This window comes from Prevotella phocaeensis (assembly GCF_900065875.1).
Classification (GTDB): Bacteria; Bacteroidota; Bacteroidia; order Bacteroidales; family Bacteroidaceae; genus Prevotella; species Prevotella phocaeensis.
On sequence record NZ_LT160623.1, the window covers coordinates 39,904 to 53,954 of the forward strand.

General features: G+C 46.9%; 18 protein-coding genes and 1 tRNA gene. 6 read left to right on the forward strand and 13 right to left on the reverse strand.

The window, feature by feature from the left end; genetic code table 11:
* Positions 1-115: 115 nt before the first annotated feature.
* From BN3912_RS04390 to BN3912_RS04400, 3 genes are all read right to left on the reverse strand, one after another.
* A tRNA-Lys gene (locus tag BN3912_RS04390) sits at positions 116-188 on the reverse strand.
* 60 nt (positions 189-248) lie between these two features.
* Positions 249-1,340 carry an AI-2E family transporter gene (locus BN3912_RS04395; protein ID WP_023984719.1) on the reverse strand — a complete coding sequence of 364 codons (1,092 nt, stop codon included), beginning with the start codon at positions 1,338-1,340 and terminating at the stop codon, positions 249-251.
* 26 nt (positions 1,341-1,366) lie between these two features.
* On the reverse strand, positions 1,367-1,960 hold the full coding sequence (locus BN3912_RS04400) for a thymidine kinase (protein WP_004369670.1): 594 nt from the start codon (positions 1,958-1,960) through the stop codon (positions 1,367-1,369).
* A gap of 835 nt (positions 1,961-2,795) precedes the next feature.
* Between BN3912_RS04400 and rsmI the strand changes: the two genes are divergently transcribed.
* Both rsmI and BN3912_RS04410 read left to right on the forward strand, forming a co-directional pair.
* Complete coding sequence (gene rsmI / locus BN3912_RS04405) at positions 2,796-3,500, forward strand: 16S rRNA (cytidine(1402)-2'-O)-methyltransferase (RefSeq protein ID WP_064972269.1); 705 nt, start codon at positions 2,796-2,798, stop codon at positions 3,498-3,500.
* A complete protein-coding gene (locus tag BN3912_RS04410; RefSeq protein WP_004369666.1) occupies positions 3,497-4,351 on the forward strand; it encodes a Cbp1 family collagen-binding glycoprotein adhesin in 855 nt (284 codons plus the stop codon). The genes rsmI and BN3912_RS04410 overlap by 4 nt, the downstream gene beginning before the upstream one ends.
* A 243-nt stretch (positions 4,352-4,594) precedes the next feature.
* On the opposite strand, the gene pyrH is transcribed toward BN3912_RS04410, so the two are convergent.
* Genes pyrH through BN3912_RS04425 form a run of 3 tightly spaced genes read right to left on the reverse strand, consistent with a single transcriptional unit; the run spans position 4,595 to position 6,439 of the window.
* Positions 4,595-5,305, reverse strand: coding sequence for a UMP kinase (gene pyrH, locus BN3912_RS04415; RefSeq protein WP_004369665.1), 711 nt, complete (start codon positions 5,303-5,305; stop codon positions 4,595-4,597).
* 17 nt (positions 5,306-5,322) lie between these two features.
* Complete coding sequence (locus BN3912_RS04420; protein ID WP_023984718.1) at positions 5,323-6,057, reverse strand: biotin--[acetyl-CoA-carboxylase] ligase; 735 nt, start codon at positions 6,055-6,057, stop codon at positions 5,323-5,325.
* 4 nt (positions 6,058-6,061) lie between these two features.
* Positions 6,062-6,439, reverse strand: coding sequence for a YraN family protein (locus BN3912_RS04425; RefSeq protein WP_004369663.1), 378 nt, complete (start codon positions 6,437-6,439; stop codon positions 6,062-6,064).
* 137 nt (positions 6,440-6,576) lie between these two features.
* Here BN3912_RS04425 and BN3912_RS04430 point away from each other — a divergent pair, with 137 nt between their 5' ends.
* From BN3912_RS04430 to BN3912_RS04440, 3 genes are all read left to right on the forward strand, one after another.
* The gene (locus BN3912_RS04430) at positions 6,577-7,032 is read left to right on the forward strand and encodes a nucleoside deaminase (protein WP_036859813.1); all 456 of its coding nucleotides are present in this window, start codon (positions 6,577-6,579) and stop codon (positions 7,030-7,032) included.
* 581 nt (positions 7,033-7,613) lie between these two features.
* On the forward strand, positions 7,614-7,748 hold the full coding sequence (locus tag BN3912_RS12580; protein WP_262502697.1) for a hypothetical protein: 135 nt from the start codon (positions 7,614-7,616) through the stop codon (positions 7,746-7,748).
* A 32-nt stretch (positions 7,749-7,780) separates the two neighbouring features.
* A complete protein-coding gene (locus tag BN3912_RS04440; protein WP_023984716.1) occupies positions 7,781-8,230 on the forward strand; it encodes a hypothetical protein in 450 nt (149 codons plus the stop codon).
* On the opposite strand, the gene BN3912_RS12165 is transcribed toward BN3912_RS04440, so the two are convergent.
* From BN3912_RS12165 to BN3912_RS04470, 7 genes are all read right to left on the reverse strand, one after another.
* Complete coding sequence (locus BN3912_RS12165) at positions 8,203-8,367, reverse strand: hypothetical protein (protein ID WP_023984715.1); 165 nt, start codon at positions 8,365-8,367, stop codon at positions 8,203-8,205. The genes BN3912_RS04440 and BN3912_RS12165 overlap by 28 nt on opposite strands.
* 12 nt (positions 8,368-8,379) lie before the next feature.
* Positions 8,380-9,480 (reverse strand): alpha/beta hydrolase, encoded by a 1,101-nt coding sequence (locus BN3912_RS04445; RefSeq protein ID WP_023984714.1) that lies wholly within the window; start codon positions 9,478-9,480, stop codon positions 8,380-8,382.
* Between the two features lie 33 nt (positions 9,481-9,513).
* Positions 9,514-10,104, reverse strand: coding sequence for a flavodoxin (locus BN3912_RS04450; protein WP_023984713.1), 591 nt, complete (start codon positions 10,102-10,104; stop codon positions 9,514-9,516).
* 53 nt (positions 10,105-10,157) lie between these two features.
* Positions 10,158-11,183: a PfkB family carbohydrate kinase gene (locus BN3912_RS04455; protein ID WP_023984712.1), complete on the reverse strand. Its 1,026-nt coding sequence runs from the start codon at positions 11,181-11,183 to the stop codon at positions 10,158-10,160.
* A gap of 232 nt (positions 11,184-11,415) precedes the next feature.
* Positions 11,416-11,889, reverse strand: coding sequence for a nuclear transport factor 2 family protein (locus BN3912_RS04460; RefSeq protein WP_023984711.1), 474 nt, complete (start codon positions 11,887-11,889; stop codon positions 11,416-11,418).
* Complete coding sequence (locus BN3912_RS04465; RefSeq protein ID WP_023984710.1) at positions 11,886-12,437, reverse strand: acyltransferase; 552 nt, start codon at positions 12,435-12,437, stop codon at positions 11,886-11,888. The genes BN3912_RS04460 and BN3912_RS04465 overlap by 4 nt, the downstream gene beginning before the upstream one ends.
* A gap of 85 nt (positions 12,438-12,522) precedes the next feature.
* Positions 12,523-13,020: an MmcQ/YjbR family DNA-binding protein gene (locus BN3912_RS04470; RefSeq protein ID WP_230204650.1), complete on the reverse strand. Its 498-nt coding sequence runs from the start codon at positions 13,018-13,020 to the stop codon at positions 12,523-12,525.
* Positions 13,021-13,423: 403 nt separating this feature from the next.
* Between BN3912_RS04470 and BN3912_RS04475 the strand changes: the two genes are divergently transcribed.
* On the forward strand, positions 13,424-14,041 hold the full coding sequence (locus BN3912_RS04475) for an HU family DNA-binding protein (RefSeq protein ID WP_023984708.1): 618 nt from the start codon (positions 13,424-13,426) through the stop codon (positions 14,039-14,041).
* Positions 14,042-14,051 lie beyond the last annotated feature (10 nt).

A 14,051-nucleotide genomic window follows, 5' to 3' on the forward strand; every position in this document is an offset into this window, starting at 1 on the left:
TTGTCTACTTTCGGACGCTTCTTTATAAAGTGATAATCTTGTGTGCTTTTGTCTTAAACAACTGACAATCTGACAGTTGCACTTACTTTTATGCTTAATATACTAACTATCAAAGTGATCCGCATGGGGCTCGAACCCATGACCCCAACATTAAAAGTGTTGTGCTCTACCAACTGAGCTAGCGGATCTTCCCAACTTCTTTTTCAAAAGCGAATGCAAAGTTACAATGTTTTTTTAGAACAACCAAATTATTCTTTGCTTTTTTCTTTGATTTGATATTCCTTCGTTACATACCGTTGCCAATATGCGATGATCAGTGTGGTTAGCGGTAAAGCGATAATCAATCCTATAAATCCCAAGATTGTTCCCCAAACAGATAGCGACAACAAAAGTATGGCAGGGTTCAACCCCATCGCTTTTCCCATAATCTTAGGCGTTATTATCATATCGGTAATTGCCTGAATTAAGATAAATAATCCAACGGCCAACCCAAATATAAGCCAAAAACTTTGTCCTGTGTCTGCCGCCTTGAGCATGGCAAGAAAAGCAGTAGGGATCAGTGCAAACGTGTGTAGATAAGGCACAAGATCTAATATACCTATCAATATTCCTAAGCCTATAGCCATCGGGAAATCGAGTATGGTAAAGCCTATACAAAACATAATGCCCATACACAGCGCCACCAAACACTGTCCGCGGATATAATTATTCAGTTCTCTCTCAACATCTTTCATCAGGTCGCTCCAAAATGCGCGGTGCTTTTGTGGGAATATTCTGATCCAGTTTTCCGTAAGAAACTCATAGTCGAGAAGAATAAAAAACATATACAATAATGTAATCAACGAAGCTACGATACTGATAACCACACTTGCCGTTTGCCCTACAAACGAGAACACCTGCGGTACAGCAGTCTTCACAGTATCAGTGAAATCTTTACTTCTGAAAAACTTCTCCACCTCTTGTTGATTATCCTGCAACCATTTTTGGATAAGAGCCGTGATATTATTCGTATTCGTGGTTTGATGTATCCATCGTGAAAGCACGTCTCCAAGTTTTTCAAACTGTTCTATTATCGGCGGAATAATAAGATACAAAATTCCGCCTACTATGCCTATAACAAACAACATGGTAATAAGAATTGCCAATACCCGCACTTTTACACGAAGTTTGTTCTGCACAAATTTCACAATAGGATAAAGCAGATAGGCAAACAACCATGCTATGAAGAACGGCAATAACACGCTGCTAAGACAATTTACACCGTAGAGTACTGCGCCTACCAATAAAATCGTACCCGCCAATCTAATAAATCTATCAAACGTAATCTCCTTTTCCAGCATAGCCGTTTCTCGTTTACATCGTTTAATTATTTATTTTTCGTTTTCTCTTCCTGCAACGTCTTTTGATAACAATCGCGGCAAAGCGGCTCGTATTCCGTTTTCTCACCAAGCAACACTTGTTTGTCATTAGGTACAAGCCGATGGCTCACATAAGCCAAGGCTCCGCATTTTACACATATTGCATGCACTTTCGTAACCTCGTCGGCAATGGCACATAATGCCGGAATTGGTCCGAATGGTATACCCTTAAAGTCCATATCCAATCCCGCTATAATCACTCTCACGCCTCTATTTGCCAATTCATTGCACACATCCACCAAGCCATCGTCAAGGAATTGTGCTTCATCAATGCCGACAACATCCATATCCGAAGATAAAAGCAAGATAGATGCCGACGATTCAACAGGAGTAGAATTGATAACATTCAGGTCGTGGCTCACTACATCTTGTTCAGAATACCGCGTGTCTATCGCCGGCTTGAATATCTCAGCTTTTTGCTTTGCAAACTTCGCACGCTTCATACGGCGAATAAGTTCTTCGGTTTTGCCCGAGAACATCGAACCGCACACCACTTCTATTCTTCCGGGGCGATGTGCTTCACCCGTCAAGTTTTCCATCATACCGGTACAAAGTACGAGTTACCGTAAATCATCCTATAACCCGCTGTAATCTTTTATTATTGTACAACTATATTTGTTTCGGTTCATAAAACCGTTGTTAATCTTTTGCAAACTTACAATTTTTTCTCGACTTTCATGCTACTTTAGCAAAGATTTTCCATCTTCTTTTTTCGGATATACGGTGGTCTGAAGTAGCCATATTTATATAAAAAATCTTTTCATACACTTTTTCTATTTTTACTATCACACCATCAAAATACACATAAACCTCTGAATGCAATGTCGTTACAAGTATGTACAAACTGGCAGTATGACAGGGACTTTGCCGTCAGCAACATTTCCGTTTTGCCTTATGGCTATTCTGTATCGCCCGTACATATACTTAATATGGAAGATATAATATAGTTTTACAAAGCATATCTTATAGCAAGTCAAAGAACAAATATAACTTTAGAGATAACAAAAACAGATTGCTGACGGCAAAGTTACTGTCATCCTTTCATATTAAAATCAGCTATATTTACCTAATAATCAATTGTTTACAATTACTACAATAATATAATGGCAAAAATACAAGAATTTATTTTCCTTGTTATTTTACCTCTAATAGCCATAAGTAATGCGAGAAAGTTAGACTTGATATAACCGTTTTTGTTTTCTATTCTGCTTTAAAACCGTGTAAAAACACCCCTGCAACTTACTCATTTAATAATGTAAAACGCAAATTAACAAAAGGATACAATGACACAACGAAAACAAAGACGTTTTAAAAATTGCAAAGAAATATATGCTTTTTTTGCCGATGAAGAATATTTAATTATATTTGCTACCAAATATGGGCACACTATATATCGTACCTACTCCGGTGGGAAATATGGAGGATATGACACTGCGAGCTGTCAGAATTCTGAAAGAGACAGACTTGATATTGGCCGAAGATACACGCACGTCGGGTATACTGTTGAAACATTTCGGTATCCAAAATCGCCTGATGTCACACCATAAGTTCAACGAACACGGTACTTCGGCAGTCATCGTAGAGCGCCTGAAAGCCGGACAAAATATTGCGCTCATCAGCGACGCCGGTACACCCGGCATCAGCGATCCCGGGTTTTATCTGGCTCGCGAGGCATCAAAAGCCGGCATCACAGTACAGTGTCTCCCCGGTGCCACGGCCTGCATTCCCGCTATCGTATCATCAGGATTGCCCTGCGACCGTTTCTGTTTCGAAGGTTTCCTACCACAGAAAAAAGGACACCAAAGCCATTTAGAGGCATTAAAAGACGAAACACGTACGATGATTTTCTACGAATCGCCTTATCGCCTGCTCAAAACATTGCAACAATTTGCTGCGATTTTCGGCGAAGACAGATCAATCAGTGTGGCAAGAGAGATATCGAAAGTGCACGAAGAATATATACGTGGCACTATTCAAGAAGCGATACAACATTTTACTAAGACCGAACCACGGGGCGAGATAGTAATTATTCTTGCCGGAAAAGATATAAAAAGTAAAAACCAAAAAAAGGAACTGATATGAAAAAATTATTGCTTTGTACTTTCATTTTTACAATGTTGGCAGTTATAAGCTGTAAGCAAGATAATAAAGCTCAGCAATTGTCCAATATAGAACAGAACGACTCGTTGCAGAAAATCATTGCTCAAAAAGACAGTGAGATTAACGATATGCTGGGAACACTCAACGAAATCCAAGAAGGTTTCCGCGAGATAAACGAGGCAGAAAATCGTGTTACTATTGCTAAAGATGGCGAAGGCACTAACAAGACACAGCAGATTAAGGAGAATATCCAGTTTATTTCCACTGCTATGAAGCGTAATCGCCAGCTTGTAGATAAGCTCCGTCAGCAATTGCGCGAAAGTAGTGTTAAGGGAGGGCAGTTTAAGACCACCATTGACAATCTGATGAAACAGCTTGACGAAAAAGAACAACAGTTACAACAACTGCGTGCCGAACTCGATGCTAAAGACATTCATATCTCGGAATTGGACGAAACCATCAACAATTTGAATACAAATGTCAGCAACCTGACTGCCGAGAGTAATCAGAAGAGCGAAACCATCAGCAATCAAGACAAGCAGCTGAACACGGCATGGTATGTATTCGGAACTAAGAACGAACTGAAAGAGCAGCGTATTATAGAAGATAATCGTGTACTGCAATCTAATTTTAATAAAAATTACTTTACAAAGATCGATATTCGTGTAGACAAAGAAATCAAACTCTACACCAAGTCTGCCAAAATTATGACTACGCATCCGTCGTCAAGCTATACGCTCACACGCGATGCCAATAAACAGTATGTACTTCGCATTACTAACCCGCAAATATTCTGGAGTACCAGCAAGTATTTGGTTATCCTTGTGAAGTAACATAGCGTTTACATAGTGAATATACAAGAATAGTTGAAGAGTGTCACGCCTCTTCAACTATTTTTATTTCTAAACAGTTCGTTTTAATTCTCTAATAAACCATTTAGAGAATAACAAGTTAGTTTCTCACGTCTAATCGTTTTGATAAAACCAAACGCATTGATTTTATAACTGCCTTAGAAATTAAGTAAAAATAAATAAGCGGATTTCCCCTTTATCCGTTTGAGAAAATCCGATCTAATTTTAATTGTGCACCAGCGTACCAATGTCTTCACCATCGATCACCTTTCGCAAGTTGCCTTTCACATCCATGTTGAACACATAAATGGGCAGGCCATTTTCCTTGCACATGGTCGTTGCCGTGAGATCCATCACTTTCAGTCCGCGGGTATAGATTTCATCGTATGTAATTTCATTGAACTTCACAGCCGTAGCATCTTTTTCAGGATCGGCCGTGTAGATGCCGTCCACACGCGTGCCTTTCAGCATCACGTCGGCCTCTATTTCTATTCCACGAAGCGAAGAACCCGTGTCCGTGGTGAAATAAGGGCTGCCGGTACCTGCCGAGAAGATGCATACATAACCGTTCTCCATAGCCTCGATAGCTTTCCATTTGCTGTAAAACTCGCCGATAGGCTCCATACGAATAGCGGTAAGCACTTTCGACTTGACATCTAACGCCCCCAAGGCAGAACTCAATGCCAGTGAGTTGATAACTGTAGCACACATGCCCATCTGGTCGCCTTTCACCCTATCGAAACCTTTCTGCGAACCACTCAACCCTCTGAAGATATTCCCGCCACCAATCACAATACCGATCTGCACACCCATCTCGTGTATTTCCTTAATCTGCGCAGCATAATCAGCCAATCGTTCGGCATCGATACCGAAACCTTGCCTGCCCATTAAGCTCTCACCACTCAACTTGAGCAGTATTCTTTTAAATTTAGCCATACGTTCTATTTGTTGTTTTAATTCAATATAAACTCTACTTCCTTAAAGGCATAGCTGCGCATCATGCCCTGCCGGTCACGTAAAACTAAGTGTCCGTCAGGCTTTACCTTTACGATTTCTGCCTCGAAACTGCCCTCTGCATCGCGATATTTATAAAACCCGTTCTTCCGATATAATGCTTCATGATATAGTGAAATAACTGTACTGTAGTCACCACTGCACAACATACCGTAATATTTTTCAAATGCTATGAGCACCTGTTCCAACAGTCGTTCACGATCTATTTCGTGACCGATAATCGTACAGAGTGACATCGGATTGGGTGCATCACTGTGAAACGTGCGCTGGTTCACATCGATGCCTACGCCGAAGATACAACTTTGCAACCCGCCATGGGCAACTGTCGTTTCTATCAGCGTGCCGCTCACCTTGTAATCGCGCCAATAAACATCGTTGGGCCATTTCAGCGTGAAGCCGTCGGCATACATTTGGAGTGTTTCATGCAATGCCAATCCGCCCGCCATCGACAGCAGAAATTGCTCTGAAACGGACACCATAGCAGGGTGTATGCGCAGAGAAAACAGCAAATTCTTGCCCGCTTCACTCTCCCAGCCGTTGGCTCCCTGTCCTCGGCCAGCCGTTTGATAATCAGCAGTCACGACGATCATGTCTGCCGTAGATTCTTCCTGCAAACCTCTCAGATATTTATTAGTGGAATCAGTTTCCTGCAGTTTGATGATTGTTCGTTTCATCCTCTTAAAACAACAATAAAGGATTAAATGCGTCTTTGATATGCTCCACTCGCATATTATCGCGAGTAGTACCCACAATGGTGATGATATCGAACCGCAGTTCCTCCACCACATCGCACATTTTCACATAAGCATTGGCAGCAACCCCTATACTCCGTATCTTTCGCATGTCCACCGCATCTTCGGGTTTGGCAACTTCATCCGTAGTTCTCGTCTTCACTTCTACGAACACCACCTCCGTCTCATCGGGCGTAAGAGCAATGATGTCAATGTCGCGCTTACCGAATTTCCAGTCGCATTCGCGGATGATATACCTCTTGTCATGCAGGTATTCCACCGCCATTTCTTCTCCCCATTTGCCAAGCTCGTTATGTGCAGCCATGCTATAAATATGGTTTATCTATCGCAAAATTAGTACTTTTATTCCACACATCAAAAAAGAATGTTGTATTTTTGCACCAGATACATTCAGTCACAGCGCAGAATTCGAAGCATGGTTCACACAGGTAGATTATCAACATGACAAAAGAAAAAGAACAACAGCAAAAAGACGAGCAGTTTATGCAGAAAGCGCTTGTCGAAGCCAAAGCGGCTTTCGATGCGGGAGAGATACCCATCGGGGCCGTCATCGTTTGCAAAGACAGGATCATTGCACGAGCGCATAATCTCACAGAAACGCTACATGACGTGACGGCACATGCCGAAATGCAAGCCATCACGGCAGCTGCCGATGCTTTGGGAGGCAAATATCTGTCGGAATGTACACTTTATGTCACCATTGAACCATGCACCATGTGTGCCGGTGCTATCGGTTGGGCACAACTCCGACGCATCGTTTATGGGGCTACAGACGAGAAACGGGGCTTCCATAAATATGCCCCGGAAGCGCTGCACCCCAAAGCCTCTATAACGGCAGGCATCTTGGAGCAGGAATGCCGAGAACTGATGCAGCAATTCTTCCTATCGAAAAGATAGACTTCATCTCCCATAATGCTCCGATAGAGAACTGACATATCCTTTTTAAACCAAAATTCCTCTACTTGTTCAAAAAGGGTCTTTTGAAATTGTATTTACCCGAACAAATCGATACAGCCATATAATTATCCCTTTGTCCTGCCATTTCTGTTTCCTTAAATTTCCTAATGGAGATTTTACTTTCTCATCAAAATGTCGTCATTTCAAACCATGCAGAAGAACTTTATAATAAAAATTCGCTCCACCAGTTGGCGGGGCTGGCGGTATAGAATGGGCCGAAGAGCACGATATCATCCGGCCGTGTCAGCCCCGACCTCACCAATGAAGACCGTAAGAGAATAAGAAATATGCGTCGAAAGTTTGTTGTCTAGTTTTTTTGTACATCTTTGCACACGTATACTAAACTACAGGTATAAATTTAACGAAAGGCAATACGAGCCGACCGAGTACCTCTTATTATATAAAGAAAGGTATAGGCGCAGAGCGAAGAAACGTAGGTTTCTCCGCAGCTTTTAACACATTATATTTGGCCGTCTCGAATAATTTGCCAACACACACAGGCGCTACCGACGTAACTGCACTTGTTAGAATTTTCCGGCAGGCATAATGGCGCCGGTAATGACAACGATCCCCTGCACGTCAAAGGCGTCGACTTCTTCGATGAAGAAGAATCAATCGATACCACCCCATACAGCAAGAACCCTTGGGAAGAGTAAACAGAACATCAAAACTAAAAGAACATAAAAAGATGAAAACAAATATTTTATCAATGCTTACTCTGGCAGGCCTGCTACTTTTTACCGCCTGCTCCAGTGAAGGCACGGCAGACAACCGACAGCAGGAGTTCGACGTGAAAGGGCTCACGGCCTTTTCATTGGAAGAAAACAATACCCCGCCCACAACACGCGTCGCAGGCGAGTACTCCGGCACAGGCGTCAAGTTTTATTGTAAAAAGCAGGATCGCCTCTTTGTGAACAACCCCACAGCTACATCCGAATGGAGAGTCTATATAACGAACAACATCTACGAGCTTGGTCATGCTGCAGGTACCGGCCGCACACCAACGGCCAAATTCTACACAGGAAGCCGTTACGAAGAGAACGATCGGGCGATTACCCTGTCTGCCGACCAACACATTCAGGTTAGTTATGACAATCGCAGCCAAGGAAATTACGGACGATGGCCGGCCGACCGATAAGGACTCGTGTTCAGCCTCCGATAGCTCCCACTCAGCGCATCAGCCATGCAACGTTCCGCTTCGTCGGACGACACATGGAACACGCCGCAGCCCAGCTGCGGCATCTCTATTCCGTTGTTCAATATCACTTTATCCATCTTGTTCTTTTGTTATTTCAAATTCGACTTAAAGAATGCAACCAGTTTATCGTAAGGTATCACGCCTGCCCTGTCGTCGTAGAAGTCGCAATGCGCAGCGTTCGGAATGATGTAGAGCTCTTTGTTGCCCACAACGGTTGTCTTGCCCGGCTCCGGTTTCTTGCCCGTCATCTTCTCGAAAGCCTGCTCGGCAAAGTAGCGGCTGTGCGCTTTCTCGCCGTGAATCATCAGCACGGGGTTGCGGATTTCGTCCACATAGGCCAGAATCTTATCGTTTTGCAGCGAGGTAAAGGTCTGCGCAATCCATCCGCCGTTGGAGCCGATGCCGCGAACGTGGTAGCCGCGCGCTGTTTCATAGAAGTCGATATAATCCTTCAAGAACTGCGGAGCGTCTGCGGGAGCCATCTTGGGGAAGCCCTCCGTGCGTGCATATTCGCCTTTCAGGGCATCGGCGGTGCGCTGGTCCGACAGTTCTTTGCGCTTGGCAAAGCGTGCAGGTTCGTTGTCGTTCTCGTCGAAATAGTCGTTGCCAATCACCTGCGTCATGTTGTACATCGTCACGACAGCCGTTGCCTTGATGCGGGTGTCGATGGCGGCAGTGTTTAAAGCGAAGCCGCCCCAACCGCAAATGCCGATGATACCCACGCGAGCCGTGTCTACATCAGGGCGCGTCATCAGGTAATCCACCGCTGCCTGAAAGTCTTCGGTGTTCAGATCGGGCGAGTTCACGCCGCGAGGTTCGCCTCCGCTCTCACCCATAAACGACGGGTCGGAAGCCACAGCCACGAAGCCGCGCTCCGCCATGCGCATGGCATAGAGCCCGCTCACCTGCTCTTTCACTGCACCGAAAGGTCCGCCAACGGCCACGGCGGGCAGTTTGCCCTTGCCAGCGTTCTTCGGCGTGTACACATCTGCTGCCAGTGTGATACCGAAATGGTTGGTGTAGGTCACTTTCTCGTGATTTACCTTGTCGCTCAGCGGGAACACCTTGTCCCACGCTTCAGTTAATTTCAATTCTTGTTTCATTTTGTTCTCTTGTTTTTTGTCGTTCGCTGCCATGCCGTTAGCCGTCAGCATCAGCAGCGAAACGATTGTTACCATTAATTTATTCATACAGTTTTTTATCCTCAAATCTTATCTTTACGGTTAAAAGCCAATCTCTCCGAGCCACTTGTCAATCTGCGCGTGCTTCTTGTCCATGTCCTTTCCGCCCATTTCGTGCGTCACAATGGTCAGTCCTTCGCGGTGTTCCGACTGCGGCGTGGCCTTGACGATGTCTTTGAGTGTCTCGTATTCGGCGGTATAGCAGGTGCAGAACGGGATGACGGTCTTACCCTTGAAGTCGTACTGCTCCAAGAACGTAAAGACAGGCATTGGAGCCGTGTACCACCAGACGGGCACGCCGATGAACACCACATCGTAGGCTTCCATCCCGGCCACGCGTCCCTTGATGGCGGGCCATTCGTTCTTCTCTTTCTCGGCCTTGGCATCTTCCGTACAAGCCTCATACTCCTTTGGGTAGGGCTTTTCACGGACGATTTCAAACTCATCGGCCCCTACCTTTCCGGCGATATACTTCGCCGCCTCCTTAGTGTTGCCGCTCCATGAGAAGTAGGCAACCAACACTTTCTTGTCTTTCATACTTTCCATTTCCTTTGTTTCCTTTTTCGCCGGTGTGCAGGCGCTCACGCCCAGCATGGCCAGCAGCATTATTGCAAGTGATAAAATCTTTTTCATATTGTTAATGATTAAATGTCTATTTCAAATACTTTTCCAATCAATGCCGGAGGCTACCGGCGGATGTCGCGGCCGAAGTCTTCCGACACGTAATTCTCCAAGTGTTGGCAGCAGTCCTGCGAGAAGCGGCCGGCATAGTCGATGAGCTTATCCCACATGGAGCGGGGAAGTCCTTCGCTTAATTGCCGACGTGTGATATTAAGCCGGACAAGCCCGTAGATGAGTCCCACATTGAAGTTATCGCCTGCACCGATGGTACTGACTGTCTCGATCTTCTCGACAGAATAGGTGGCAGTCACACCTCCATGGGCATACAAGCTGACAGGGCGCGGTCCGTCGGTGCAGACGAAGTTCAAGCATCGTGGCGCCACCTCCTCGGTATATGCCGCGGCCACGTCGGTGCAGCCGAACACCACCCGCAGGTCGCCGGTGGAAGAACGCACAATGTCGGCCTGTGCCATGTTCTCGCGGATGCGTGGTCGCAGCATATCGAGCATGTCGGCATGCGGGGTGCGGATGTTGATGTCATAACAGACGATGGCGCCTGCCTGCCGCGCCTGCTGCAGGAGCCGGTTCACCCGCCCGCTGTTGGCCGGGTTGGCAGCATAGAACGAGCCGAAGAGCACAATGTCGTCCGGTCGGATATCGGGCAGCGCCGACTCTTGATCGCTCGGTCGCGGATCGGGGTAGAAGGTGTAACGGGCATTGTTGGCCTCGTCGAGATAGGCCGTCGAGACAGTCGTCTTTATGCCCGGCCGGAGCCGCAGGTACTGTGCGTCCGCTCCGGTCGTGTCCGCCCCAACTTCGCCAATGAAGACAACGTCCAGCCCTGCGCGCCCCATCGACACAGCCGAGTTGAGCGCCGATCCGCCGGCATTGGCGCTGATAGGCTGACTGCCGCGGAACAGGATGTCAAGCACCGCCTCACCCATGCAGATTACCCTGCGCGCCGGTGCCTCGGCGGGGGTGGCTCCCGTCGACTTCATCGGCAGAAATAGTGCCATTGCAATGAAAGCGCCGCGCAAGAACTTCTCAGTCGCTCCGAGTACGCTTTTCTGTTTATACCTGTTTACTTGCATATTTGTTCATCGTTCGTTGAATTTTAATATTGCGAAGACGCTGTAAAGCCGGTAACAACCAATTAAAGGTTTTACGGATAAATATCTCACAATTACTGATATTGCCGGTTTTCCGCCCTATGTCGTTTTAACGTTAACGTAGCCCTGACAAAACATGTATAGGGAATAGACTGTATTTATCCGCAAGAAGAGAGCAAGGCCACGCTGCTTGTCGCAATTTGCTTGGAGTGATCTATTTCTTCATTTCCTCTACAGCAGTAAACATAAAGTCGGATTCGCGCTTCTGGATAAGCCAGCGACCGCCCTGCTTCACATAGGTGTCGTGGTAGCGCACGCCGCTTTGGTTACGTTTGCCGCCGCCGATAAGCGTTACGTAACAATAGGAGATGCCCGTGGCCTTGTCGCCGTCGACATCCACGGTTTGCTGTCCGTTCAGATGATACACCACGTCGAAGCCGGCAAGAAATCCGGCAAAGGCCTTGCCTATCTCTTCGCGCCCCTTGCAGGTGAACACCTGCCCGCCACTCTTGCTTACTACTTCGGCATCCTCGGTAAAGAGCAGCACCTGCGCGTCTACGTCTTTCACGTCGGCAAGATTAGAGAACGTGTCTACGAGCCTCTTCAATGCCAGTTGATCTTCTGTCTGTTGTGCGTTCATAACTGTTACGTTTAATAATGTGAACAAAATGAATACAATCTTTTTCATATTTGTTTTACTTTTATGGTTTCCTCGTCAACATTCCGGATAAACCTTGCCGGAATTCCGCCTACAATGGTGCCGGGCGCCACGTCTTTCGTCACCACGGAACCGGCTCCTACCACAGCATTCTCGCCCACAGTCACACCGGGCAGGATGGTAGCTCCCGCGCCTATCCACGCGTTACGGCAGATGTGTACGGGCTTGCAGAGCAGCACTTGGCGGTCGTGCAGGTCGTGGTTGTTGGAGATCAGCTGCACGTTGGCGGCTATCAGTGCATCGTCGTCGATGGTGATGCCCCCTGCGCTCATAAAGAGCGAATTATTCATAACCACCACCCGCCTACCTATCCTTACCCGCTTGCCCCGCACAACGGTCGTGGGAGCCATCAGCCGGCTGCCCTCGCCGAACTCGCCGAACAGCTGCCCCACCAGCGCGTTGTACTCATCCGTATAGGGCATCGTGTGGTTCACTCTGAAGCAGAGCTGTGCCATCCGCTCATGCTCCGCCGCTTCCTCGCGCGTCTGTCGGCGCAAGTCTATCCTCAATGTTTCCATGTTCCGAACTTATTTATTTATAGATTGCCGAATGTCCATCACCACGAAGTTGCATGCTCCGAACATACCGGCAAAAACCGTGAAACTACCGTTGCATGTCATTTTCCAGACCAGCCAACCGCTCCCTCACACCCTTGGGCAATTTGCTTGCAACAAGCCGGAAAGACTCGCGGATACACTGCCGCACAAAATTCGCGTCGAGGAGGTTCAGATAAAGATCGCTCCAATGCCTCTTGTTCATGTGGTACGCGGGGCGCACGCCATCGTATCGCTCGCACAACTCAACAGCCATCTCGGGCGGCATCTTCACCGCCACGCGCGGCTCGGGTGCGTCGAGCTGCATCAGCAGAAACCACTTTCCGCCGATGCGGAACGAAATCCAATGTCCGGCAAAAAGCTCCTCCGTCACAGCTTCGTGGAGGCCCAAAGTAAATGCCCTTACGTCTTCAATATTCATTTTATTCATATTTAATGCCGCAAAGATACGAACATTCTCCGTCGCCCACGTTATAAAAAATACCGAACGAATTACACATATTACGGTTTCTTGCCGTATCTTCGATAGAGAGAAAGGCCGAGCCACGCACCTGCGCCCGTTCGGGAGCAGAAATATTCTATCGATTACGTTAAATATTATCGGATAATTCCTTGGCTAATACCGTAATTCTTATTATCTTTGTACCGGGAAAAATAAATTATCTACACGATGAGACAAATTTATCACCATGGTGAGATAAACTTATTTACATGGTGAGACAAATTTATCACCACGGTGATAAAACAATTATTTAAGTATAGCAATAAAGACAAACCGGATAAGAACCATCCCATATTCCTGTTAAGAACGGCTACACATCAATATAAAGACTGGTGGCCCATCAACTTAAAAGCCGGTGAAACCAAAAGGCAACGACATATCAACTTAAAGGCCGATGGTATACCAACGTAAAGCCGGCCGCATATCAACGTAAAAAAGATAGAAGACGATGGCAGTACCCTATAAACTATTAAAGACAGGCGGGAAACTCCCGCACAACAAAGACTTGCGGGCCGTGCTCGACGAACACAAAACCGTGGGCATCAAGCTCATGGGCGATCGGATCGTGAAGGCGACGTCACTAACGATGGGCGACCTCGTCGGCGCGCTCGAAGCAATCAGGTACGAGCTGGTGGCGCAACTCATGCAGGGCAACCGCGTGCATCTGCCCGGGCTGGGCTACTTCTCGCTCTCTGTCAAAGGCGAACTCTACCAAGATCCCAACACACACAAATTCCGCCTGCGCAACCCGCACGTGCGCACGGTAAACTTCCGCCCCGAAAAAGAACTGCTCAAGGCGTTGAGCGAAACACGGTTCGAGAACGTTACCCACCGCTACGAGCCGCACCACACGCCCACACCGCAAGACGTCGACGCCGCGCTGGCCCGCCTCTTTGCCAATGCCGACTATATCTTCGTGGGCGACCTGCAGACCGAACTGCATCTCTCACGGCCCGTTGCCTACCGCCTCGCCCGCCGCCTCGAAGCGGAAGGCAAGCTGGAGAACGTCGGTTCGCCCTACCGCAAGATGTTTGTAAGGGGAGGAGAAAGTCATAAGAACGAATAAAGAAAACATA

What these genes read in the sequence shown, in the direction of transcription:
- BN3912_RS04395 (WP_023984719.1), bottom strand. Translation starts at nt 1,340, where the DNA reads ATGCTGGAAAAGGAGATTACGTTTGATAGATTTATTAGATTGGCGGGT.
- BN3912_RS04400 (WP_004369670.1), bottom strand. Translation starts at nt 1,960, where the DNA reads ATGATGGAAAACTTGACGGGTGAAGCACATCGCCCCGGAAGAATAGAA.
- rsmI (WP_064972269.1), top strand. Translation starts at nt 2,796, where the DNA reads ATGGGCACACTATATATCGTACCTACTCCGGTGGGAAATATGGAGGAT.
- BN3912_RS04410 (WP_004369666.1), top strand. Translation starts at nt 3,497, where the DNA reads ATGAAAAAATTATTGCTTTGTACTTTCATTTTTACAATGTTGGCAGTT.
- pyrH (WP_004369665.1), bottom strand. Translation starts at nt 5,305, where the DNA reads ATGGCTAAATTTAAAAGAATACTGCTCAAGTTGAGTGGTGAGAGCTTA.
- BN3912_RS04420 (WP_023984718.1), bottom strand. Translation starts at nt 6,057, where the DNA reads ATGAAACGAACAATCATCAAACTGCAGGAAACTGATTCCACTAATAAA.
- BN3912_RS04425 (WP_004369663.1), bottom strand. Translation starts at nt 6,439, where the DNA reads ATGGCTGCACATAACGAGCTTGGCAAATGGGGAGAAGAAATGGCGGTG.
- BN3912_RS04430 (WP_036859813.1), top strand. Translation starts at nt 6,577, where the DNA reads ATGACAAAAGAAAAAGAACAACAGCAAAAAGACGAGCAGTTTATGCAG.
- BN3912_RS04440 (WP_023984716.1), top strand. Translation starts at nt 7,781, where the DNA reads ATGAAAACAAATATTTTATCAATGCTTACTCTGGCAGGCCTGCTACTT.
- BN3912_RS12165 (WP_023984715.1), bottom strand. Translation starts at nt 8,367, where the DNA reads ATGGATAAAGTGATATTGAACAACGGAATAGAGATGCCGCAGCTGGGC.
- BN3912_RS04445 (WP_023984714.1), bottom strand. Translation starts at nt 9,480, where the DNA reads ATGAATAAATTAATGGTAACAATCGTTTCGCTGCTGATGCTGACGGCT.
- BN3912_RS04450 (WP_023984713.1), bottom strand. Translation starts at nt 10,104, where the DNA reads ATGAAAAAGATTTTATCACTTGCAATAATGCTGCTGGCCATGCTGGGC.
- BN3912_RS04455 (WP_023984712.1), bottom strand. Translation starts at nt 11,183, where the DNA reads ATGCAAGTAAACAGGTATAAACAGAAAAGCGTACTCGGAGCGACTGAG.
- BN3912_RS04460 (WP_023984711.1), bottom strand. Translation starts at nt 11,889, where the DNA reads ATGAAAAAGATTGTATTCATTTTGTTCACATTATTAAACGTAACAGTT.
- BN3912_RS04465 (WP_023984710.1), bottom strand. Translation starts at nt 12,437, where the DNA reads ATGGAAACATTGAGGATAGACTTGCGCCGACAGACGCGCGAGGAAGCG.
- BN3912_RS04475 (WP_023984708.1), top strand. Translation starts at nt 13,424, where the DNA reads ATGGCAGTACCCTATAAACTATTAAAGACAGGCGGGAAACTCCCGCAC.